The sequence below is a fragment of the Streptomyces bambusae genome (assembly GCF_020532645.1).
GTDB lineage: Bacteria > Actinomycetota > Actinomycetes > Streptomycetales > Streptomycetaceae > Streptomyces > Streptomyces bambusae.
The window spans coordinates 1-20,805 of sequence record NZ_JAJAUZ010000091.1 but is presented as its reverse complement, the minus strand read 5'-3'; the positions used below and the strand labels follow the sequence as shown (position 1 = coordinate 20,805).

Genomic DNA, 20,805 nt, shown 5'->3' with positions numbered 1-20,805 from the left:
TGGCCCGCCCGGGTGGTTTTCGCACCTCGAACGGCCCTTCGGCCTTCAAAACCCTGCCCCCGTGTGCGGCGTACCACATGGGGGTGGGGATCGGCGGCAGGCAGGGTCGGATAGCCTGACCGCGGATGTCTCTTCACGTCAAGATTCACAGCGAAGCGGCGTCCCCCAGCACATGGGGCAGGGACGCCCCACCGCCAGCTGTCTAACGGAGAAGGCCATGACCCGCACTCCCGTGAATGTCACCGTCACCGGCGCCGCCGGCCAGATCGGCTACGCGCTGCTCTTCCGCATCGCGTCCGGTCACCTGCTCGGCGCGGACGTGCCGGTCAACCTGCGCCTCCTGGAGATCCCGCAGGGCCTGAAGGCCGCCGAGGGCACCGCCATGGAGCTCGACGACTGCGCGTTCCCGCTGCTCCGGGGCATCGAGATCACCGACGACGCCAACAAGGCGTTCGACGGTGCGAACGTCGCGCTGCTCGTCGGCGCCCGCCCGCGCACCAAGGGCATGGAGCGCGGTGACCTGCTCCAGGCCAACGGCGGCATCTTCAAGCCGCAGGGCAAGGCCATCAACGACAACGCCGCGGACGACATCCGCGTGCTGGTCGTCGGCAACCCGGCCAACACCAACGCCCTCATCGCCCAGGCCGCCGCGCCGGACGTCCCGGCCGAGCGCTTCACCGCGATGACCCGCCTGGACCACAACCGCGCGATCTCGCAGCTGGCCGCCAAGACCGGTGCCGCCGTCTCCGACATCAAGCGCCTGACCATCTGGGGCAACCACTCGGCCACCCAGTACCCGGACATCTTCCACGCGGAGATCGCCGGCAAGAACGCGGCCGAGGTGGTGGGCGACCAGGCCTGGCTCGCCGACGACTTCATCCCGACCGTCGCCAAGCGCGGTGCGGCGATCATCGAGGCCCGTGGCGCCTCCTCCGCGGCCTCCGCCGCGAACGCCGCCATCGACCACGTCCACACCTGGGTCAACGGCACCGCCGACGGCGACTGGACCTCCATGGGCATCCCGTCGGACGGCTCCTACGGCGTCCCCGAGGGCCTCATCTCCTCGTTCCCGGTCGTCTGCAAGGACGGCAAGTACGAGATCGTCCAGGGCCTGGACATCAACGAGTTCTCCCGCACCCGCATCGACGCCTCCGTCGCGGAGCTCGTCGAGGAGCGCGACGCGGTCCGCGAGCTCGGCCTGATCTGAGGCCCCCTCGGGGGTGAAAACCCCAGATGAACGCGCCAGCGCCCCGGTAAACCACTACCGGGGCGCTTTGGCGTGAATACCGCTGTTGGCCGTAAGTCTGCGGCCCTAGGGTGCCACGGTGACCCAGACTGCCGTTCCGTCCCAGCCCCCGGGCCCCCCGTCAGGAACCGGCGGCGCGTGGGGAGACCCACAGCTGCTCGGAAAGCCCCCGACACCGCCGACCGCCAGTGAGGCGGGCCGCCTGCTGTGCGCGGGCACCTACCTCGACGGCGCCTTCCGCGACCGGGTGATCGACGAGCTGTACGTCCACGAAGAGCGCATGGCGGCCCCCTCGTACGGCTACGACGCGGCCCGCGTCCTCGCCCACGCACTGCGGGCCCGGCGTACCGAACTGGCCTGGGCGGGCGGGATCGTCGGCCTCTGGTTCGTGGGCATCCTGCTCACGGAGGGGCGCCTGCTCCTGCTGCTGAACCCGTGCCTGCTGCTCAGCCTGGCCGCCTGGCTGACCCCGCGGACCCGGGACGCCGGCATCTGGGCCCGGTTCTTCGTGTTCGTCCTGCGGCTGTGGGCGCGGCTGTACTTCGCCTTCACGTTCCTGACGATCGTCACCGTGGCCTTCGGCGCCGGCGAGGACTCCGGCTCCGACTCCGGCTCCGGCTCCGGCTACTACGGTGAGTCGTCGGGCCTGTTCGGGAGCGACAACCCGTACGAGGACCCGGATCTCACCGACGTCCTCGGCGACGTGCTGATGCCCGCCTCGGCGGACGGGCTGCTGTCCCAGGGCGCCGCCTGGGGCGTCCTGGCGTTCTTCGCGGGCATCGGCGCCCTCAAGTGGCTTTCCCGGCACTGGCAGATGCGTACGATCGCCACCGACCTCGCCCCGAAGCGCTACCCGGAGCTGGCCGCCGACCCGGCCGAGCAGGCCTCCGGAACCCGGTTCCGCACCGTGCAGCGCCGCATCCGCACCGAGCAGCACTGGCCGCTGGTCATGTACGGCGTCGGCGACCCCTTCTGCGGGGCGGGCCTCGCGTTCAAGCCGTGGCACCTGACGATGGAGCTGCGCCCGCGCAAGGACGCCAAGCCGCAGCCGCTCGACAACGCAGGCATCCTGCGCCGGGTGGTCCCGCTGGTGGAGGCCCTGCGGGTGCCCAGCGCGCACGGCTCCCCGCAGGCCGCGGCCGCCGTCCTGGACCGGCTGCGGGAACTCGTCGTGGACGAGTGCGTGTTCCTGCCCGCGCAGGGGCTGCTCCACCGCGATCAGGGCCCGTACACCGCGCAGGACTTCGGCACCCACCGGGCCGGCTCGATCGAGGAGGGCGGCGAGCGGCGCCGGCACTTCCTGCGGATCCGGGTCGGCGGCTGGGACGAGAACGTGGTCGTCACCGTGTTCGTACGGGTCCACACGCAGGGCGGGATGCTGATGCTGGAGGTCGCCCCGCACGTGCTGCCGCCGGTCCGCGGGCTGTTCCAGGACGCGGACGCGGCCGCCCAGCGCTACCTGAACAACAACCACTTCGGGAAGGCCGTGTGGGCGGCCGTCCACACCCCGCGGGCCCTCGGCACCGCGCTGGCCACCCTCGGGCACGGCCTGCTCAGCGCCTGGCGGATCCTCACCGAGGGCAACGGCGGGGCCCGCCCCACCGGACCCGAGCTGTCCGTCCGGGAACTGGGCGCGGAGCTCAACGCGTCGCTGTTCCAGGACATGGATGTCGACCGCTACCTGCGCACGATCGAGGACCGGGTCGCGAACGGGGTGAAGCTGGCCCTGCGGGAGGCGGGCTGGCAGACCGACGAGATCGAGCAGAAGATCATCAACCTGGCGGCCGGCTCCACGTACGTCGACTCCATGAACAACAGCGCCGTCAACTTCGGCGCGAACGGCACGGCCAACAACACGAACCAGAACAAGGGGGGCGGCAGTGGGAAGTGACTCCGCGGACGGTGGCAACCCGTCCTTCCAGGTGGGCGACATCTCCAACAGCGCCGTGAACTTCGGCGCGCACGGCACGGCGAACAACGTCAACAACTTCGCCGCGGGGTCCGCGGACCCGCAGCAGGAGCTGCTGGCGGCCGTCCGCGAGCTGCGGGCGGACCTCGGGCGGGTGACACAGCGTCCGGAGACCGCGGCGCTCGCCGAGGAGCTCGCCGGGACGGCGCAGGAGATCGAGACCACGGGTGCGGCCGAGCGGGGCCGGCTGGCGCGGCTGCGCGAGCGGCTGGCCGACGCCGGCCCGGTGGTCGAGTTCCTCGCCTCGGGCAGCGCGGTCGCGGCCGCCGTCGCCACCCTCCTGGGAGCCTGACCCGTGCCGCCCGGCCCGTGGTGGAACCCCCAGACCCAGAGCTGGGACACCGACCCGGAACCGGCCGCGACGGCGGCTCCGGATCCGGCGGAAGCACCGGTTGTGGCGCCGGTGGCGCCGGTGGCGGGTCCGCCGCAGCCGGTCGCCCCGCCGCAGCACGCGGACGCCGGGCCGGGCGGCCCGTCCGGCCTGTCCGGTGCGGACGCCGGGCCGGGTGAGGGTGCGGCCGAGGGGAATCCGGCCGGGGGAGCCGACGCTCCGGTCTCGGCGGGCCCCGCCGACCCGCCCGGCACCCCGGGCGCGGCGCCCCTGCCGGCCGGCTTCGTCCCGGCGCCCGGTCCCGCCCCGGTGGACGCCCCCGGGACGGGCGGCATCCCGTCCGGTGGCTTCGGTCCTGCGCTCGGCGCGGGCAACGGCACCACCCCGGGCGTGGAGGCTTACGGCGCCGTCGCCCCCGCAGGCGGGGAGGCCTTCGGCCCCGGCACCCCCGGGGGCGGACCTGCGTACGGTCCCGGCCCCGGCGGCGGTGCGTACGGCGGACCCGCCGGGGGTGGACTGCCGCGGTTGCCCGAGCTGCCTCCGCTGCCTCCGCTGCCACCGCTCTCCGAGGACGTCGGCGGCGGGTCCGGGCGGCGGGAGCGCAAGTTCCTGACGCCGGTCGTCGTCGTGGTGGCCGTGGCCGCGCTCGTCGGCGGGGCGGGGGCCGTGTGGCTCGTCCAGCGGGACCGGGGCGCGGAGCCGCAGGCGGCGCCCAGCGCGACCTTCGCGCCCGCGCCGGAGACCGCCGGGCCGACGGCCCCGGAGCCCGGGACGCCCGAGGCCTCGCCCTCGCCCTCGCCGTCCGCGGGCGGTGCCCCGGACGGCTTCCGGGTCACGGACGACCCCAAGGGGTTCACCCTCGCCGTCCCGCAGGACTGGGCGCGCAGCGAGGAGGACACCGGCGTGTTCTTCCGGTCCGCCGACGGCGAGTCGCTGCTTCAGGTGTTCCGGGTGGACGAGGCGGACATGACCCCGCTGGACGCCGTGCGCGGGGCCTCCGGAACCCTTGCCTCCAACCCCGGCTACGCCGAGGTGTCCGTCGGGGAGGTCCCCGGCCAGGACGGCCGGCCCGCCGCCGAACTCGTCTACGAGTACGACGGCAGCACCGGCAACCGGCGGCGCGGCGTCGAGCGGGTGTTCGTCACGCCCGGCGGCGAGAAGTACGCCGTCCTGGTCCGGGCCCCCGCCTCCGCCTGGCCGCGCCAGCAGGAGGTGCTGACCGCGGCCCTCGACGCGTTCCGGGTCCGGTAGCGGCCGCGCTGCCGGGCCTGCACGGCCGTCACGCGTACATGCCGGCCGTGTAGTGGCCCGGTACCAGCCGGCAGGAGACGCCGAAGCGGTTCCAGGCGTTGATCGTGGCGATCACCGCGAGCAGGTGGGACAGCTCCCGCTCGTCGAAGTGCGCGGCGGCCTTCGCGAAGACCTCGTCCGGCACGGAACCGTCCGTCAGGACGGTGACGGCGTCGGTCAGTTCGAGGGCCGCCAGCTCCCGCGGCGTGTAGAAGTGCTGCGACTCCTCCCAGGCGGACAGCTGCACGATCCGCTGCGCGGTCTCGCCGTGCGCGAGCGCGTCGACGGTGTGCATGTCGAGGCAGAACGCGCACCGGTTCAGCTGCGAGGCGCGGATCTTGACGAGCTCGGTCAGCGACGGGTCCAGGGGCTTCTTCGCGGCGGCCTCCAGGGCGAGCATCGCCCGGTAGACCTCGGGGGCGTACTTGGCCCAGTTGAGCCGGGCCGGCTGCTCGGTGGCGCGGGCGGCGGGGTCGGTGCCGGACGTGGCGTTCGTACCGTTCGTTCCGTGTGTCATGCCGTCCACCGTACGAGCTGGTCAAGGGGCGGATATGGTCCACTCCCATGACGGAATCCTGGGCCACTTTCGGTGCTGACCTGCATCTGGAGCTGGGTACCGGTGGGCAAGCCGGGGGTGCCGGCGGGCGCGGGGTCCGGGCCGGCCTGGTGGCGGCGCTGCGGGAGGCGGTGCGCAGCGGCCGGCTGGCGGCCGGCACCCGGCTGCCGTCCTCGCGGCAGCTCGCCGCGGATCTGGGCGTGGCCCGCAACACGGTCGCCGACGCGTACGCCGAGCTGGTCGCGGCCGGCTGGCTGACGGCTCGCCAGGGGTCCGGGACGCGGGTCGCGGCCCGGCCGGTGCCGCCGGCCCGGCCGCCGGAGCGGACCGGTCCGGCGTACAGTCTGGTGCCCGGCTCCCCGGACCTGGCCGGGTTCCCGCGGGCCGCCTGGCTGGCGGCGGCCCGGCGGGCGCTCACCGAGGCCCCGCACGAGGCCTTCGGGTACGGCGATCCGCGCGGCCGCAACGAGCTGCGGGTGGTGCTGGCGGAGTACCTGGCGCGGGCGCGCGGGGTGTACGCGGATCCCGGGCGGGTCGTCACGTGCGCCGGGTTCGTGCACGGGCTTCAGCTGCTCGGGCGGGTGCTGCTGGACCGCGGGGTGCGGGCGGTCGGGGTGGACCCGTACACGCTCGACATCCACCGGGACCTCCTGGCCGGGGCCGGGCTCACCACCGTGCCGGTGGAGCCGTCCGAGCTGCCGGGGGAGGGGGTGGGGGCGGTGCTGCTGACGCCGGCGCACCAGTTCCCCACCGGGTCCGCACTGTCCGCGGAGCGGCGGGCGGAGCTGGTCGGGTGGGCGCGGGAGTCCGGCGGGTGGCTGCTGGAGGACGACTACGACGGGGAGTTCCGCTACGACCGGCAGCTGGTCGGTGCGCTCCAGGGGCTCGATCCGGAGCGGGTCGTGTACTTCGGCACGGCGAGCAAGTCGCTGGCGCCGGGCTTGCGGATCGGTTGGCTGGTGGTGCCGGCTGCGCTGCTGGACGAGGTGGTGGGGGCGAAGGGGCTGAGCGACTGGACGTCCAGTGCGCTGGAGCAGTTGACGCTGGCGCAGTTCATGGCGAGCGGGGCGTACGACCGGCACGTGCGGGCGATGCGGCTGCGGTACCGGCGGCGGCGGGACCAGTTGTGTGCGGCGCTGGCCGAAGGGGCGCCGCACGTACGGGTGTCCGGGGTGGCGGCGGGGCTGCACGCGGTGCTGGAGCTGCCGCCGGGCACGGAGCGTTCCGTCGTGGCTGCGGCGGCTGGGCTCGGGCTGCGGGTGGAGGGGCTGTCCCGCTACCGTCACCCGGACTCCGTCCGGCCGCCCCGCTCCGCGCTGGTCGTCGGCTACGCCTCGCCGCCGGACAGCGCCTGGTCCCCCACCCTCAGCACCCTCTGCGCAGCCCTGCGCGCGACGGGTCCCCACGGGCGGAGGAACTCCAGCCCTCCAGGGGGTGCCGCCCAGCCCCCTGGGGCTGGGCGAGTCCGAGGAGCGGGTCCGGGCTGAGCCCGGTGCCCGGCGAATCCCAGCCCCGCCGGCGATTGACGCGCGGGGTTTGGGGCGGAGCTCCAGGGCAGGCCGGCTGCGCCGGCTCCCGGGCTCCGCCCGGACCCGCTCCTCAATCGCCGGAGGGGCTGGAACTCGCCCCGCGGGGTCTCAAGCGCCGGAGGGGCTGGAACTCGCCCCGCGGGGTCTCAGGCGCCGGAGGGGCTGGATTTGCCCCGCGGGGTCTCAAGAGCCGGCGGGCCGGGGGTTGGCCTCGCGCGCCGGCGGGGCCGGGACCTGCCGGGACGGGTCGGCAACGTGAGTCGGGCCGGGTCACGCGGGGGGTTCGCCGAAGCGGGTGAGGGTGAGGGCGCCGGTGACGGAGAGGGCGAAGCCGGTCAGGGCGAGCCAGGCCAGACCGGGACGGGTCTGGTCGCCCAGCCAGAGGACGCCGACGAGGGCGGGTCCGACCGTTTCGCCGAGGACCATGCCGGCGGTGGCTGTCGTCACCGAGCCGCGCTGGAAGGCGGAGGTGAGGAGGAGGAAGGCGGCGGCTCCGCCGAGGAGGAGCGCGTACAGGGCCGGATCGGCGAGGGACGGCCCGGAGATGAGGCGGACGGACACCTCGACCACCCCGAATCCCACCCCGGAGCCCAGGCCCAGCGCCAGCGCCCGCCCCCGCCCCGGCAACCGCCCGGCCAGGGCCCCGATCAGCAGCACCCCGCCCGCACACCCCAGCATCGCCCACCCCAGCACCGCACTCCCCGGCTCCGTCCCCTCCGCCCCGGCGGACAGCCCCAGCATCGCCAGCCCCGCGCACACCACCCCGACCGCGCCCCACTCGGCCCGGCTCAGCCGCACGCCCAGCAGCCGGGCCGCCGCCACCGCCGTCACCGCGAGGCTGGCCGCGAGCGCCGCCCCGACCGCGTAGATCGGGATCGAGCGCAGGGCGACGACCTGGAGCCCGAAGCCGAGCCCGTCCAGTGCGAGCCCGGCCAGGTACCGCCACTGCCGCAGCACCCGCAGCAGCAGCCGGGCGTCCACGCCCGACCCGGACCCCGGCGCGGTGGCCCGCGCCGCCATCGCCTGGAGGACCGAGGCGACTCCGAAGCAGACCGCCGCCCCCAGGGCGCAGATCATCCCAATGAGCACAAAGGGGACTCTAGGCCAGCGCGGCCCGCAACTGGTCCAGCCCCCAGTCGAGGTCCTCCTTGGAGATCACCAGCGGCGGCGCCAGCCGGATCGTCGCGCCGTGGGTGTCCTTGACCAGCACCCCGAGCTCCATCAGCCGCTCGGACACCTCGCGGCCGGTCCCGTGGCCCGGCGCGATGTCCACGCCCGCCCAGAGCCCCCGCCCGCGCACCGCGGTGACCGCCCCGCCGCCGACCAGCAGGTTCAGCTCCCGGTGCAGGTGGTCGCCGAGCTCCGCGGCCCGCTGCTGGTACTCGCCGGTGCGCAGCATCGCGATCACCTCCAGCGCGACCGCGCAGGCCAGCGGGTTGCCGCCGAAGGTCGAGCCGTGCTCGCCGGGCCGGAACACGCCGAGCACCGAGCGGTCCGCGACCACCGCCGACACCGGCACGATCCCGCCGCCGAGCGCCTTGCCGAGCACGTACACGTCCGGCACCACGCCCTCGTGCTCGCAGGCGAACGTGCGACCGGTGCGGCCGAGTCCGGACTGGATCTCGTCCGCCATGAGGAGCACGTTCCGCTCCCGGGTCAGCTCCCGCACCCCGGCCAGGTAGCCGGCCGGCGGCACGAGCACCCCCGCCTCGCCCTGCACCGGTTCGAGGAGCACCGCGACCGTGTGCGCGGTGACCGCCGCGTCCAGCGCGGTCAGGTCCCCGTACGGCACGATCTCGAACCCCGGCGTGTACGGCCCGAAGTGGTCGCGGGCCTCGTGGTCCGTGGAGAAGCTGACGATGGTCGTCGTACGGCCGTGGAAGTTGTTCGCGGCCACCACGATCTTCGCGTGCCCGTCGGGCACGCCCTTGACCTCGTACCCCCACTTGCGGGCGGTCTTGACCGCCGTTTCCACGGCCTCCGCACCCGTGTTCATCGGCAGCACCATCTCCTTGCCGCACAACGCGGCCAGCTGCTCGCAGAATTCGGCGAACCGGTCGTGGTGGAAGGCCCGCGAGGTCAGCGTGACCCGGTCCAGCTGCGTCTTCGCGGCATCGATCAGCCGCCGGTTGCCGTGGCCGAAGTTGAGGGCCGAGTAGCCGGCCAGCATGTCGAGGTATCTGCGGCCCTCGACGTCGGTCATCCAGGCGCCCTCGGCCGAGGCGACGACGACCGGGAGCGGGTGGTAGTTGTGCGCGCTGTGCGCCTCGGCGGAGCGGATGGCGTCTGCGGTGGTCGACACGGGGGTCTCCGTTCGTCATTGGACGGCGACGTGGATGGCGTCAATTCCTATCGTCGCTCGCATCCCGGACGGGGAAACCTGAACCCGGCGCGTCACGCTAGGCTGAGCGCACGCGCGGCGACTGGCGTACGGAGAACGAACTCCGGGGGAGCCGCGCGGGTACGACCGCATGCATGGACCGCTCGCCTGGGCCGTCGCGGGGACGATTCGACAACGACCCCGGAGGACGCCGCCATGACCGTGCGCCACCCCGCCCTCGCCGCCACCGACCCCGCGCTCGCCGCGCTCGTCGGAGCCGAAGAGCGTCTGCAGGCCGAGACCCTGCGCCTGATCCCCAGCGAGAACTACGTGTCCGCCGCCGTGCTGGAGGCGTCCGGAACGGTGCTGCAGAACAAGTACTCGGAGGGTTACCCGGGCCGCCGCTACTACGAGGGCCAGCAGAACATCGACCAGGTCGAGTCCCTGGCGATCGACCGGGCCAAGGCGGTGTTCGGCGTGGACCACGCCAACGTCCAGCCGTACTCCGGCTCGCCGGCCAACCTCGCCGTCTACCTCGCCTTCGCCCAGCCCGGCGACACCGTCATGGGCATGGCGCTGCCGATGGGCGGGCACCTCACCCACGGGTGGGGCGTGTCCGCCACCGGGTCCTGGTTCCGGGGCGTGCAGTACGGCGTCCGCGCGGACACCGGCCGGATCGACTTCGACGAGGTGCGGGAGCTGGCGCTCAAGGAGCGGCCGAAGGTGATCTTCTGCGGCGGCACCGCGCTGCCGCGCACGATCGACTTCGCGGCGTTCGCGGAGATCGCACAGGAGGCGGGCGCGGTGCTCGTCGCCGACATCGCGCACATCGCCGGCCTGATCGCGGGCGGGGCGCACCCGTCGCCGGTGCCGCACGTGGACGTGGTGTCCACGACCACGCACAAGACCCTGCGAGGACCGCGCGGCGCCATGCTGATGTGCCGCGAGGAGCACGCGAAGGCCATCGACAAGGCGGTCTTCCCGGGGCTCCAGGGCGGGCCGCACAACCAGACCACCGCCGGGATCGCGGTGGCGCTGCACGAGGCGTCGCAGGACTCGTTCCGGGCGTACGCGCACGCGGTCGTGGCCAATGCGAAGGCGCTGGCGGAGGCGCTGCTGGAGCGGGGGTTCGACCTGGTGTCGGGCGGTACGGACAACCACCTGATCCTGATGGACCTCACGCCGAAGGACGTGCCGGGGAAGGTGGCGGCGAAGGCGCTCGACCGGGCGGGGATCGTCGTGAACTACAACACGGTGCCGTACGACTCCCGGCGGCCGTTCGACCCGTCCGGCGTGCGGATCGGGACGCCGTCGCTGACGTCCCGGGGGCTGGGGGTGTCGGACATGGCGGTCGTCGCGGACTGGATCGACCGGGGTGTCGCGGCGGCCGGGCGCGGGGACGAGGCGGCGCTGTCCGTCGTCCGGGCGGAGGTGGCGGAGCTGATGGCTGCGCATCCGGCGCCGGGTCTGCCGCTGGCCTGAGCGGGGCGCGGTCGGGGCTTCGGGGGCTCCGCCCCCGGACCCCCGCGCCGCACACTCCCCCAGCCTCAGGGGGGCTGGGAGGTACCCCCTGGCGGGGCTGGATTTCGTCGCTAACGGTCGTTTGACCGGGGCGGGATCCGGCCGCGCGGGTACCCGTCGGTACGGCGTGCGGGGGGCGCGGGGGCTGTGATCTGCGACTCAGGGAGGGGCTGTTCACGATCGGTTCCGGCCAGCGCGCGGCCGAGAGGAGCCCTGTACCTGAGAGAATGACGGCATGGCCTTCGACCGTCCTCGCGCACTTTCCGGCATCCAGCCCACCTCCGGTTCGTTCCACCTGGGGAACTACCTGGGTGCCATCCGGCAGTACGTCGCCCTGCAGGAGACCCACGACGCCTTCTACATGGTCGTCGACCTCCACGCGATCACCATGCCGCAGGAGCCCGCCGCGCTCCGCGCGAACACCCGGCTCTCCGCCGCGCAGCTGCTCGCGGCCGGTCTCGACCCCGACCGCTGCACCCTCTTCGTGCAGAGCCACGTGCCCGAGCACGCCCAGCTCGGCTGGGTCATGAACTGCATCACCGGCTTCGGCGAGGCCAGCCGCATGACCCAGTTCAAGGACAAGTCCGCCAAGTCCGGCGCCAACAACGCGACCGTCGGCCTCTTCACGTACCCGATCCTCCAGGTCGCCGACATCCTCCTGTACCAGGCCGACGCGGTCCCGGTCGGCGAGGACCAGCGCCAGCACATCGAGCTGACCCGCGACCTCGCCGAGCGCTTCAACCAGCGCTTCGGCCAGACGTTCACCATCCCGTCGCCGTACATCGTCAAGGAGGTCGCGAAGATCTACGACCTCCAGGACCCGGCGATCAAGATGTCGAAGTCGGCGTCCACGCCGAAGGGCCTGATCAACCTCCTCGACGAGGCCAAGGTCACCGAGAAGAAGATCAAGAGCGCGGTCACCGACACCGAGGCCGAGATCCGCTTCGACGCCGAGAACAAGCCCGGCGTCAGCAACCTCCTCACCATCTACTCCACCCTGACGGGCACCGCCGTCCCGGTCCTGGAGGAGAAGTACCAGGGCAAGGGCTACGGCGCGCTGAAGACCGACCTCGCCGAGGTCATGGTGGAGTTCGTCACGCCGTTCAAGGAGCGCACCCAGCAGTACCTGGACGACCCGGCGGAGCTGGACCGGGTCCTGGCCAAGGGTGCGGAGAAGGCGCGCGCCGTGGCCTCCGGCACCCTCGCGCAGGCCTACGACCGGCTCGGATTCCTGCCCCCGCAGGGCTGAGCGGAGGTCCGCACACACCTGCGGACCTGCGACCCTGGCAGGAAGGGGGGTGCTGCCCCCACACTGGGCGGCAGCACACCGGTTTGGACGACGGAGGAGAACACGTGGGGACCGTAACGCTCGGCGTTTCGATCGCGGTCCCGGAGCCGTACGGCAGCCTGCTCCAGCAGCGGCGGGCCGGCTTCGGGGACGCCGCTGCGTACGGCATCCCCACGCACGTGACCCTCGTGCCGCCCACCGAGGCCGACACGGACCGGCTCCCGGAGATCCGCACCCACCTCGCCGAGGTGGCCGCGGCCGGCCGGCCGTTCGCGATGCTGCTGGACGGCACCGGGACCTTCCGTCCGCTGTCGCCGGTGGTCTACGTGCGGGTCGCCGAGGGCGGCCAGGCCTGCACCCGGCTGCAGGGCCTGCTGCGGGCCGAGGACGGCCCGCTCCGGCGCGAGCTGCTGTTCCCGTACCACCCGCACGTCACCGTCGCCCACGGCATCTCCGAAGAGGCGATGGACCGGGCGCACGAGGAGCTGGCGGACTTCCGGGCGGAGTGGCTGTGCGAGGGCTTCTCGCTGTACGAGCAGGGTTCCGACGGGGTGTGGCGCAAGCTGTGCGACTACCCTTTCGGCACCGGCCCGGCGGGGGTCCCGGCGCAGGTCCCGTCCCATCGTGACGAGCCGACCACGCTCCAGGCCTGACGGGCCCGGCGGGCCCGGAAACGCAGGGACCGCAGCACCAGGCGGCGGAACGGCGGCGCGGTGGCGGGCCGCTGCGCGGCCGCGGGCTTCCTCGTCAGTCCGGATGAGTCCGACCTCTTCATAAACCCGACCGTATCGCCCAAACGGGATGAATCCGGTGATTTCGGACGGCTCGTGCCCGGTGGTCCGGTGCTCCCCGATCCGCGGCCCGTCCGCCTCTACCGTGGCCCCATGGACTGGCTGAAGAAACTCCCGGTGGTCGGGCCCGCCGCGACCCGCCTCATGCGCACCCACGCCTGGCGCTCGTACGAGCGGCTGGACCGGGTGCACTGGAGCCGGCTCGCCGCCGCCATCACCTTCATCAGCTTCCTGTCCCTCTTCCCGCTGATCACCGTGGCCGCCGCGGTCGGCGCCGCCCTGCTCACCCCCGAGCGGCTGGAGGACCTGGAGGACCGCCTCGCCGAGCAGGTCCCCGGCATCTCCGACCAGCTCGACATCGCCGGCCTCGTCGACAACGCCGGCACCATCGGCCTGGTCGCCGGCGCCGTCCTGCTGTTCACCGGCATCGGCTGGGTCGGCTCCATGCGCGACTGCCTGCGCGCCGTCTGGGGCAAGGACGACGACCCCGAGGGCAACCCGGTCGTCCGCAAGCTCAAGGACGGCGGCGTGCTCCTCGGCCTCGGCGGCGCGGCCCTCGGATCCGCCGTGGCCTCCGTACTCGGCGCCTCCGCCGTCGGCAAGATCGCCGACGCGCTCGGCATCCCCCGGGACGGTGCCGGCGGGGCGCTGCTGCGGGCCGCCGCCTTCGGCGTGGGCGTCCTCGCCGCCTTCCTGCTCCTGCTGTACGTCCTCACCCTGCTGCCGGGCGTCCAGCCGCCGCGCGGCCGGCTGGTGGTGGCGGCCCTGATCGGAGCGGCCGGGTTCGAACTCCTGAAGCTGCTGCTCAGCGGCTACTTCCGGGGAGTGGCGGCCAAGAGCATGTACGGGGCCTTCGGCGTGCCCATCGCCCTGCTGCTGTGGATCAACTTCACCGCGAAGCTGCTGCTGTTCTGCGCGGCCTGGACGGCGACGGGCCCCGCCGAGGAAGAGGCGGAGCCCGCGGAGGAGCCCGCCGGCGACCCGGAGGACGACCCGGAGGACGACCCGGAGGACGAGCCGGAGGGCGAACCGGACGGAGATCCGGAAGGGGTCAGCTCCCGTCCGTCGTCTTCTCCGCCTTCGCCTCCGCCTTCTTCTCAGCCGGCGCGGCCGTCATCGCCGCAGTCGTCGTCCGGCGGGTCCGCTGCCCCCTCGGCCAGCGCCGGTTGACCGCGAACACGGCGGCCGCCAGCACGGCCAGCAGTCCGCCGGTGATCGCGAACGCCGTGCCCAGGCCGCCGCTGCCGGAGCTCCCCTCGACCGCCGCCGGCTTGTTCTCGTGCGACTGCGCGGGCGAACCGTGCGGTGAGGTGTCCGCGCTCTTCGGCGGCACCAGCTCACCGACCGGCTTCACCTTGCCGGCCGCCGCGAAGCCCCAGTCGAAGAGCGCGGCCGTCTCCTGGTAGACGGCGTTGCCGCCCTCGGCGCTCGGGTTCATCACGGTGACGAGCAGCTTGCGGTCACCCCGCTGGGCGACCCCGGTGAAGGTGGAGCCGGCCATCGTCGTGTTGCCGTTCTTCACACCGGCGATGCCCTTGTACGGGGTCATGCTGTGCGCGCCGGTCAGCAGCCGGTTGGTGTTCTGGATGCCGAACGTCGGACGCTGCTTGCCCGGCTTGGCCTCGCCGGGGAACTGGGCGGTGGCGGTCGCGCAGTACTCCCGGAAGTCCTTCTTCTGCATGCCGGACCGGGCGATCAGCGACAGGTCGTACGCGCTGCTGACCTGCCCGGGGGCGTCGTAGCCGTCGGGGGAGACCACGTGCGTGTCGAGGGCCTGCAGCTCCTCGGCATGCGCCTGCATGTCGGCGACGGTCTTCGGGATGCCGCCGTTCATCGCGGACAGCACGTGCACCGCATCGTTGCCGGACATCAGGAACACGCCGAGCCACAGGTCGTGGACGGAGTACTGCTGGTCCTCCTTGATCCCGACCAGGCTGCTGCCCGCGCCCACACCCGCGATCTCGGCGTCGGTGACCTTGTGCACCTGCTCCTTGGGGAGGGTGGGCAGGACGGTGTCCGCGAAGAGCATCTTCATGGTGGAGGCCGGGGGCAGCCGCCAGTGCGCGTTGTGCGAGGCGAGCACCTCGCCGGACTCGGCGTCCGCCACGATCCACGACCGCCCGGTCAGCGCGGCCGGCAGGGCCGGCACGCCCGGGCCGAGGTTGACCTGGGTGCCGGGCTTCCCCAGCCGGACGCCGCCGACGGTCGACATCGAGGCGGGCGGCGCGGGCTCCTGCACGGCCCCCTTCTTCGCGGCACCCTTGCCGTCCGGGGGCGGGGTCGGCGCGGCATGCGCCTGCCCGACGGTCAGGGCAGGGAGCAGCAGCGCGGCGGCGGCGACCGTCAGCGCGGTCTTTTTGGCAGACACGCAGGTGAACGTACATGCAGTCCGGCGGGTTGCCGAGCCGGATGCGCCAACCCGCCGCACGAGCCGCCGGGACAGCCCACCCCGACGCGTCCGTCCTGGGGAAGGTACCGATACTGAAGGCATGAAACTCAGCCGTACCGCCTCCTGGTTCCTGCTCGCGTTCGGAGTCTGGAGCTGGTTCATCTGGGTGTCTTTCGTCCGGAATCTGTGGAAGGACGGCAGCGGGCTCGCCTTTGACGGCGCGGGGGACCCGACGGCCTATTTCTGGGTGCACCTGACCCTGGCCGTCACGTCCTTTCTCCTGGGGACGGCCGTCGGGCTGATCGGGTTGCGCGGAGTGCGGGCGCTGCGGCGCGCGTCACGTGACGAGGCCGGGGTCCGCGCGTCATGACCGCCGTCCTCTTCGCCCTGATCGCCCTCGCGGTCCTCGCCCTCCTCGTCCTGGTCCACCGCTGGCTCTGGATCCGCCTGGTCCGCGACACGACCTCCCCCGGGACGTGGTCCCGCCGCGCCGGCACCGTCGCCCTCGTCACCCTCCCCCTCCTGTCGGTGGCCGCCCTCACCGCAGGCCGCGCCGGCGCCCCCTTCCCCCTCCAGCAGGCGGTTTCCTGGCCCGGCTACCTCTGGCTGGCCGTCCTCCTCTACCTGACCCTGGCCATGCTCGTGGCCGAACCGGTACGAGCGATCTGGCTCCGCAGGTCGAGGCCCGAGGCCCAGGTCCTCGTACCGGCCGCCGCGCAGGCACCCGAGGCCGACGGACCGGACGATCAAGCCCCGCCGAGCGGTGGTGACGGCGGGCGGCAGATTCAAGCCCTGCCGGCGCCCCCGGAGCGGGGGTCCGGGGGCGGAGCCCCCGAAGCCACCCGCCGCGTCTTCATCGCCCGCACCCTGGCGGCAGCAGCCGTCACCGCAGCCGGCTCCACCGTCGCCCACGGCACCTACGGCGTCATGCGCGGCCCCAGGATCAAGCGCGTCACCGTCCCCCTCGCCAAGCTCCCCCGCCAGGCCCACGGCTTCCGCATCGCCGTGGTCAGCGACGTCCACCTCGGACCGGTCCTCGGCCGCGCCCACACCGAACGCATCGTCCGTACGGTCAACTCCACCCAGCCCGACCTGATCGCGATCGTCGGCGACCTCGTGGACGGCAGCGTCCCGGACCTCGGCCCGGCCGCCGAGCCCCTGTCCCGGCTCCGCGCCAAGCACGGCAGCTTCTTCGTCACCGGCAACCACGAGTACTTCTCGGGCGCCCGGCAGTGGGTGGACCACGTGCGCGAACTCGGCCTGCACCCCCTGGAGAACGCCCGCGTCGAGCTGCCCGCCTTCGACCTGGCCGGCGTCAACGACGTCGCGGGCGAGCGCGAGGGCGAGGGACCCGACTTCGGCCGGGCCCTCGGGGACCGGGACCGCGCCCGTACCGCCGTACTCCTCGCCCACCAGCCGATCGTGATCCACGACGCCGTGGCGCACGGCGTGGACCTCCAGCTCTCCGGCCACACCCACGGCGGCCAGCTCTGGCCCGGCAACTACCTCGCCGACCTGGCCAACCCCACCGTCGCGGGCCTCGAACGCTACGGCGACACCCAGCTGTACGTGTCCCGCGGCGCCGGCGCCTGGGGCCCGCCGGTCCGGGTCGGAGCCCCCTCGGACATCACCGTCGTGGAGCTCGCCTCATACCACACCTGATCGTCGACTCCTATGGCAAATCGCCCTTTCACTCGTGAAAGTTCCGTGGTTGAGTGATCACCAAGTGATGGGCGTGCCGACGGAGTGAGACCCACAGACCGGCGCGCGGGGTGGGCCTCAGAGGAGTGGCAGCGGTATGCGGTCTGTTCGTACCCGGGCCGTCGTGGCCGGATTCGTCCTGGTTGCGGCGGGCGTCGGCGCCTGGCAGTTCTATCCGTCGGACGGCGCCGGGCAGGGCGCGGTGGACGTCGGCACCACGGACGTGGCCTCCTCGCTCGACCCGGCCGGCGCCTACGACGCCGGCTCCTGGGCCCTGTACAGCAACGTGTACCAGTCCCTGCTGACGGTCAAGCCGGGGGCGGCCGCCCCCGTCCCGGACGCGGCGAGCGCCTGCAAGTTCACCGGGTCGCAGCTGACGACGTACGAGTGCGAGCTCCGTCCGGGGCTGAAGTTCTCCAACGGCCGCGAGGTGACGGCCGAGGACGTCAAGCACTCCTTCGACCGGATCAAGGCGATCAACTCGGACCAGGGTCCGGCGCCGCTGTTCAACACCCTGAAGTCGGTCTCCGTGCAGGACCGGAAGGTCACCTTCAGCCTGTCAGCCCGCGACGCGACCTTCCCGTACAAGATCGCCACCGGTGCGGCGTCGATCGTCGACCGGAACACCTACCCGGCCGACCGGCTGCGCGAGGACGGCAAGGCCGACGGCTCGGGCCCGTACGTGCTCGATGCGTACAGCCAGGGCAAGGAGGCCCGTCTCAAGCCCAATGAGGGGTACCGGGGCGACGCCAAGCCGGCCCACCAGCCGGTGACGATCCGCTACTTCAAGGACTCCGCGCAGCTCGACGCCGCCTGGCAGGCCCGGGACGTCGACGTGGCCCACCGCGACCTGCCGCCGGACGTCCTCGCAGATCTGCGCCCCGGCCTGCCGGACACCCGCTACCAGCAGTCGGGCGGCTCCGAGATCCGCAGCATGGTCTTCAACGTCCGCTCCGGCACACCGATGGCGGACCGGGCCGTACGCGAGGCCGTGGCGGCCGTGCTGGACCGGGCCACGATCTCCTCCGGCACCTACCGGGGGACCGTCACCCCGCTGTACTCGCTGATCCCGCAGGGCGTCGGCGGCCACAGCACGCCGTTCTTCGACCGCTGGCCGGAGCCGAGCGCAGCGGCGGCGAAGAAGCTGCTCAAGGAGGCGGGCATCAGCACCCCGGTCTCCTTCAAGCTCGGCTTCAACGTCCGCGGGTCGAACGTCGCCGAGGCCGCCGAGATCAAGAAGCAGCTGGAGGCCACCGGCCTGTTCAAGGTGACGACCGAGTCCGTCGACGAGTGGCCGGACTTCCAGAAGGCTTACGCGGCCGGGCGGTTCGACGCGTACACCATCGGCTGGATCGCGGACTTCCCGGACCCGGACAACTTCACCGCCCCGCTGGTCGGCGCCGACTCGTCCATGAACAACGGCTTCAAGGACAAGGAGATCGACCGCCTGATCACCCGCACCCAGTCGTTCAGCGACCGGTCCGCGGCGGTGACCGACTTCCGCGAGCTGCAGCGGCTGGTGGCCGAGAAGGTCCCCATGCTGCCGATCTGGCAGAAGAAGGACTTCGTGGTCAGCCGGGAAGCGGTCACCGGGGCCCAGTACCTCTCCGACGGCACGGGCGTCTGGCGCCTGTGGGAGCTGAACTGGCTGTAGGTCCTGTCGTCACCGGGAGGTGCGGGCCCTGCGGGGCCCGCCGCGCCTACGGGGTCCCGGCGGTCTCTCCGGGCTCCCCGGGCTCCCCGGACCCGGCGGTCCGGGTGGTCTTCGCCGACCGGGCCGTCCTGGCGGGCTTCGCCGCCTTCTCCGTCTTCGCCGCCTTGGCCGCCTTGGCGGGGGCCGTCGCGGCCTTGGTGCCGGCGGCCGTCTGGGCCATGCCCGGCAGGAAGTCGTCGAACAGCTCGTGCAGTTCGCGCACCAGCGGGCGCAGGACGCGGAACCGGGCGAGGACGATGCCGCGGGTGGTGAGCGAGGCGCCCTTCACGGCCATCTTGCGGGTCTTCGCGCTGCCCTCGGAGCGGTCGAAGACCCAGTAGAGGACCAGGCCCATCTGGGAGAGCCACATCAGCTCGGGCAGGATGTCGGCGAGTTCGGCCGGCACCTTGGTCTTCGAGCCGGCGAGCACCTCGCGGTGCATGGCGATGGCCTGGTTGCGGGCCGGCTCGGACTCCGCCGAGAACGGGCTGAGCGGGCTCTCCGGGTCGGCCGCGTTCTTGAAGAACTGCGCGGCGAACTCGTGGTACGGCTCGGCGATGTCCAGCCAGGCCGTCAGGACCCCGGCCAGCCGGGTCTGGAGGTCGGTCTCCGCGTCGAGGATCGGCCGTACCGCCTGCTGGTGTTCGGCGCCGATCCGGTCGTAGAACCCCTGGACCAGGTGTTCCTTCGACGCGTAGTAGTAGTAGGCGTTGCCGACGGAGACCCCCGCCTCCTTGGCGATCGCCCGCATCGTCGTCTTGTCGTAACCGCGTTCCTGGAACAGCCGGAGCGCGGTTTCGAGGATGAGGGTGCGGGTCTGGTCGCTCTTGGCCGCCTTGGCGTCCTGCGGATCCGGGGACTTCGTCTCTGTCACGGTGTCCGAGCCTATCCGGGCAGGCCGGGGGCCGGGCACGCGCCGTCGGTGCAGGCCCCTTCGGCGCGGTCGGGTCCGGTACGGACCGCCTCGCGGTAGCGGGCCGCGGCGAGCATGGCGGCCCGGGCGAACGGGCGGCCTGCCGGGGTCGCGAGCCAGTTGGCCTTGGGCCGGTGCTCGGCCAGGGCCCACAGGCAGACGATGAAGGCGTCGGTGCCGGTGTAGACCTGGCCGCGGTCGCCGATGACGGTGATCTCGCGGAGGGTCGCCTCGTGGTCGAGCTGCGGGAAGCGCCGCCGGGCCTCGAACGACCCGGCCGGGACCAGCGCCAGCGGTACGAGCCACCGCTGGCCCAGCAGCCACTGCCGGATGTGCACGCAGAGCGGGCAGTGGGCGTCGTACAGGACGGTCAGACGCCGGACGGTCGTCACGGGTCAGGCTCCGGCCGGAGTGGTCCAGCCCTGGGGGGCGACCGGCGGGGTGTTCTCGCGCTCCATGATGCCGCGGCGGCGGATCTTGTTGAGGACGTAGACGTTGGCGAGGTGCATGAAGCCGAGGACGAGGAGCACGACGCCGAGCTTCACCGAGAGCGCCTCGAACAGGCCGCGGGCGTCCTCGACGGCGTCGGCGGCGCGGAGGTAGAGGGTGACGAAGCCGAGGTTGACGAGGTAGAAGCCGACGACGAGCAGGTGGTTGACGGCGTCGGCGAGCTTTTCGTTGCCCTTCAGGACGTCCGAGATGAAGATCCGGCCGTTGCGGGTCAGTGTCCTCGCGACCCAGATGGTCAGGCCGACGCTGATGAGCAGATAGATGACGTACGCGACCACGGTGAGGTCCATGCCCTCGCCCCCCTTGAACGTGTTCAATTCCCTTGATGCGCCTACTGTAGCCCCGACTTTGAACGCGTTCAACCCAAAAATTGAACACGTTCACCCACGACTCCGCCGCACCCTCCAGCCCCGCCGGAGCACTCGGCGCGGGGCCCGGGGTCCGCGGCACGCTCCAGCCCTGCCGGAGCACTCGGCGCGGGGTCTCCGGCTCCGCCGCACCTTCCGGCCCGTCCGGCGCTCGCGGCGCGGGTCCGGGCTCCGCGGCGCCCCAAGCTTCGCCGGCAACTTCCAGCCTCGCCGGCGCTTGACGACCGGGGTCCGGGGCGAAGCCCCGAAATCCAGCCTCGCCGGCGTTTGAGGCGCGGGGTCTGGGGCGGAGCCCCGAAATCCAGCCCGTCCGGCGCTTGAGGACCGGGGTCTGGGGCGGAGCCCCCGTTCGGGAAGGGGCGGGTAGGGGAACAGCCCCGCAGGGTCGGG

At 73.0% G+C, this 20,805-nt stretch carries 19 protein-coding genes and 1 riboswitch; of the genes, 12 read left to right on the top strand and 7 right to left on the bottom strand.

The genetic code is table 11. The features are described from left to right. Positions 1-217 precede the first annotated feature (217 nt). The 4 genes from LG634_RS34945 (at position 218) to LG634_RS34930 (ending at position 4,797) form a co-directional block, all read left to right on the top strand. Positions 218-1,207 (top strand): malate dehydrogenase, encoded by a 990-nt coding sequence (locus tag LG634_RS34945; protein WP_226740132.1) that lies wholly within the window; start codon positions 218-220, stop codon positions 1,205-1,207. 118 nt (positions 1,208-1,325) lie between these two features. Continuing rightward, the gene (locus LG634_RS34940; protein ID WP_226740130.1) at positions 1,326-3,137 is read left to right on the top strand and encodes an AbeC-like domain-containing protein; all 1,812 of its coding nucleotides are present in this window, start codon (positions 1,326-1,328) and stop codon (positions 3,135-3,137) included. After that, positions 3,127-3,507, top strand: a complete 381-nt coding sequence (locus LG634_RS34935; protein WP_226740128.1) for a hypothetical protein — start codon at positions 3,127-3,129, stop codon at positions 3,505-3,507. Before LG634_RS34940 ends, LG634_RS34935 begins: the two co-directional genes overlap by 11 nt. Before the next feature lie 3 nt (positions 3,508-3,510). Continuing rightward, on the top strand, positions 3,511-4,797 hold the full coding sequence (locus LG634_RS34930) for a serine/threonine kinase C-terminal domain-containing protein (protein WP_226740126.1): 1,287 nt from the start codon (positions 3,511-3,513) through the stop codon (positions 4,795-4,797). Between the two features lie 28 nt (positions 4,798-4,825). On the opposite strand, the gene LG634_RS34925 is transcribed toward LG634_RS34930, so the two are convergent. Next, on the bottom strand, positions 4,826-5,353 hold the full coding sequence (locus tag LG634_RS34925; protein ID WP_226740125.1) for a carboxymuconolactone decarboxylase family protein: 528 nt from the start codon (positions 5,351-5,353) through the stop codon (positions 4,826-4,828). Between the two features lie 47 nt (positions 5,354-5,400). On the opposite strand from LG634_RS34925, the gene pdxR reads away from it, so the two are divergent. After that, the gene (pdxR, locus tag LG634_RS34920; protein ID WP_226740122.1) at positions 5,401-6,879 is read left to right on the top strand and encodes a MocR-like pyridoxine biosynthesis transcription factor PdxR; all 1,479 of its coding nucleotides are present in this window, start codon (positions 5,401-5,403) and stop codon (positions 6,877-6,879) included. 312 nt (positions 6,880-7,191) lie between these two features. Here pdxR and LG634_RS34915 read toward each other — a convergent pair whose 3' ends face one another. Next, the gene (locus LG634_RS34915) at positions 7,192-7,998 is read right to left on the bottom strand and encodes a DMT family protein (RefSeq protein ID WP_226740151.1); all 807 of its coding nucleotides are present in this window, start codon (positions 7,996-7,998) and stop codon (positions 7,192-7,194) included. Positions 7,999-8,020: 22 nt separating this feature from the next. Next, on the bottom strand, positions 8,021-9,223 hold the full coding sequence (gene rocD / locus LG634_RS34910; RefSeq protein WP_226740120.1) for an ornithine--oxo-acid transaminase: 1,203 nt from the start codon (positions 9,221-9,223) through the stop codon (positions 8,021-8,023). Positions 9,224-9,330: 107 nt separating this feature from the next. Then, positions 9,331-9,422, top strand: a riboswitch (ZMP/ZTP riboswitch). A gap of 35 nt (positions 9,423-9,457) precedes the next feature. Here rocD and glyA point away from each other — a divergent pair. The 4 genes from glyA to LG634_RS34890 all read left to right on the top strand — a co-directional run bounded on the left by glyA (position 9,458) and on the right by LG634_RS34890 (position 14,011). Further along, positions 9,458-10,723, top strand: a complete 1,266-nt coding sequence (glyA, locus tag LG634_RS34905; RefSeq protein WP_226740118.1) for a serine hydroxymethyltransferase — start codon at positions 9,458-9,460, stop codon at positions 10,721-10,723. 274 nt (positions 10,724-10,997) lie between these two features. Next, complete coding sequence (gene trpS / locus LG634_RS34900) at positions 10,998-12,011, top strand: tryptophan--tRNA ligase (protein WP_226740117.1); 1,014 nt, start codon at positions 10,998-11,000, stop codon at positions 12,009-12,011. A gap of 104 nt (positions 12,012-12,115) precedes the next feature. Next, positions 12,116-12,703 carry a 2'-5' RNA ligase family protein gene (locus LG634_RS34895; RefSeq protein WP_226740115.1) on the top strand — a complete coding sequence of 196 codons (588 nt, stop codon included), beginning with the start codon at positions 12,116-12,118 and terminating at the stop codon, positions 12,701-12,703. 231 nt (positions 12,704-12,934) lie between these two features. Continuing rightward, positions 12,935-14,011: a YihY/virulence factor BrkB family protein gene (locus LG634_RS34890; RefSeq protein WP_226740113.1), complete on the top strand. Its 1,077-nt coding sequence runs from the start codon at positions 12,935-12,937 to the stop codon at positions 14,009-14,011. Here the strand turns inward: LG634_RS34890 and LG634_RS34885 are convergent. Then, positions 13,893-15,209, bottom strand: a complete 1,317-nt coding sequence (locus LG634_RS34885) for a D-alanyl-D-alanine carboxypeptidase family protein (RefSeq protein WP_226740112.1) — start codon at positions 15,207-15,209, stop codon at positions 13,893-13,895. The two genes, LG634_RS34890 and LG634_RS34885, sit on opposite strands and share 119 nt — an antisense overlap. Positions 15,210-15,330: 121 nt before the next feature. On the opposite strand from LG634_RS34885, the gene LG634_RS34880 reads away from it, so the two are divergent. From LG634_RS34880 to LG634_RS34870, 3 genes are all read left to right on the top strand, one after another. After that, complete coding sequence (locus LG634_RS34880; RefSeq protein ID WP_226740110.1) at positions 15,331-15,600, top strand: SCO4848 family membrane protein; 270 nt, start codon at positions 15,331-15,333, stop codon at positions 15,598-15,600. Next, positions 15,597-16,892 carry a metallophosphoesterase gene (locus tag LG634_RS34875; RefSeq protein ID WP_226740108.1) on the top strand — a complete coding sequence of 432 codons (1,296 nt, stop codon included), beginning with the start codon at positions 15,597-15,599 and terminating at the stop codon, positions 16,890-16,892. The genes LG634_RS34880 and LG634_RS34875 overlap by 4 nt, the downstream gene beginning before the upstream one ends. 136 nt (positions 16,893-17,028) lie before the next feature. Continuing rightward, positions 17,029-18,585 carry an ABC transporter substrate-binding protein gene (locus tag LG634_RS34870; protein WP_226740106.1) on the top strand — a complete coding sequence of 519 codons (1,557 nt, stop codon included), beginning with the start codon at positions 17,029-17,031 and terminating at the stop codon, positions 18,583-18,585. Between the two features lie 46 nt (positions 18,586-18,631). On the opposite strand, the gene LG634_RS34865 is transcribed toward LG634_RS34870, so the two are convergent. The 3 genes from LG634_RS34865 to LG634_RS34855 are packed head-to-tail and all read right to left on the bottom strand — an operon-like array spanning position 18,632 to position 20,337. Further along, positions 18,632-19,498, bottom strand: coding sequence for a TetR/AcrR family transcriptional regulator (locus LG634_RS34865; protein WP_226740104.1), 867 nt, complete (start codon positions 19,496-19,498; stop codon positions 18,632-18,634). 11 nt (positions 19,499-19,509) lie between these two features. After that, on the bottom strand, positions 19,510-19,929 hold the full coding sequence (locus LG634_RS34860; RefSeq protein ID WP_226740102.1) for a thiol-disulfide oxidoreductase DCC family protein: 420 nt from the start codon (positions 19,927-19,929) through the stop codon (positions 19,510-19,512). Positions 19,930-19,932: 3 nt separating this feature from the next. Beyond that, positions 19,933-20,337, bottom strand: a complete 405-nt coding sequence (locus tag LG634_RS34855; protein WP_226740100.1) for a hypothetical protein — start codon at positions 20,335-20,337, stop codon at positions 19,933-19,935. Positions 20,338-20,805 lie beyond the last annotated feature (468 nt).

Excerpts from the sequence above, each read along its gene's own strand:
- LG634_RS34915 (WP_226740151.1), bottom strand. The coding sequence starts at position 7,998 with ATGATCTGCGCCCTGGGGGCGGCGGTCTGCTTCGGAGTCGCCTCGGTC.
- LG634_RS34875 (WP_226740108.1), top strand. The coding sequence starts at position 15,597 with ATGACCGCCGTCCTCTTCGCCCTGATCGCCCTCGCGGTCCTCGCCCTC.
- trpS (WP_226740117.1), top strand. The coding sequence starts at position 10,998 with ATGGCCTTCGACCGTCCTCGCGCACTTTCCGGCATCCAGCCCACCTCC.
- LG634_RS34855 (WP_226740100.1), bottom strand. The coding sequence starts at position 20,337 with ATGGACCTCACCGTGGTCGCGTACGTCATCTATCTGCTCATCAGCGTC.
- LG634_RS34890 (WP_226740113.1), top strand. The coding sequence starts at position 12,935 with ATGGACTGGCTGAAGAAACTCCCGGTGGTCGGGCCCGCCGCGACCCGC.
- LG634_RS34945 (WP_226740132.1), top strand. The coding sequence starts at position 218 with ATGACCCGCACTCCCGTGAATGTCACCGTCACCGGCGCCGCCGGCCAG.
- LG634_RS34870 (WP_226740106.1), top strand. The coding sequence starts at position 17,029 with ATGCGGTCTGTTCGTACCCGGGCCGTCGTGGCCGGATTCGTCCTGGTT.
- LG634_RS34925 (WP_226740125.1), bottom strand. The coding sequence starts at position 5,353 with ATGACACACGGAACGAACGGTACGAACGCCACGTCCGGCACCGACCCC.
- pdxR (WP_226740122.1), top strand. The coding sequence starts at position 5,401 with ATGACGGAATCCTGGGCCACTTTCGGTGCTGACCTGCATCTGGAGCTG.
- LG634_RS34880 (WP_226740110.1), top strand. The coding sequence starts at position 15,331 with ATGAAACTCAGCCGTACCGCCTCCTGGTTCCTGCTCGCGTTCGGAGTC.
- glyA (WP_226740118.1), top strand. The coding sequence starts at position 9,458 with ATGACCGTGCGCCACCCCGCCCTCGCCGCCACCGACCCCGCGCTCGCC.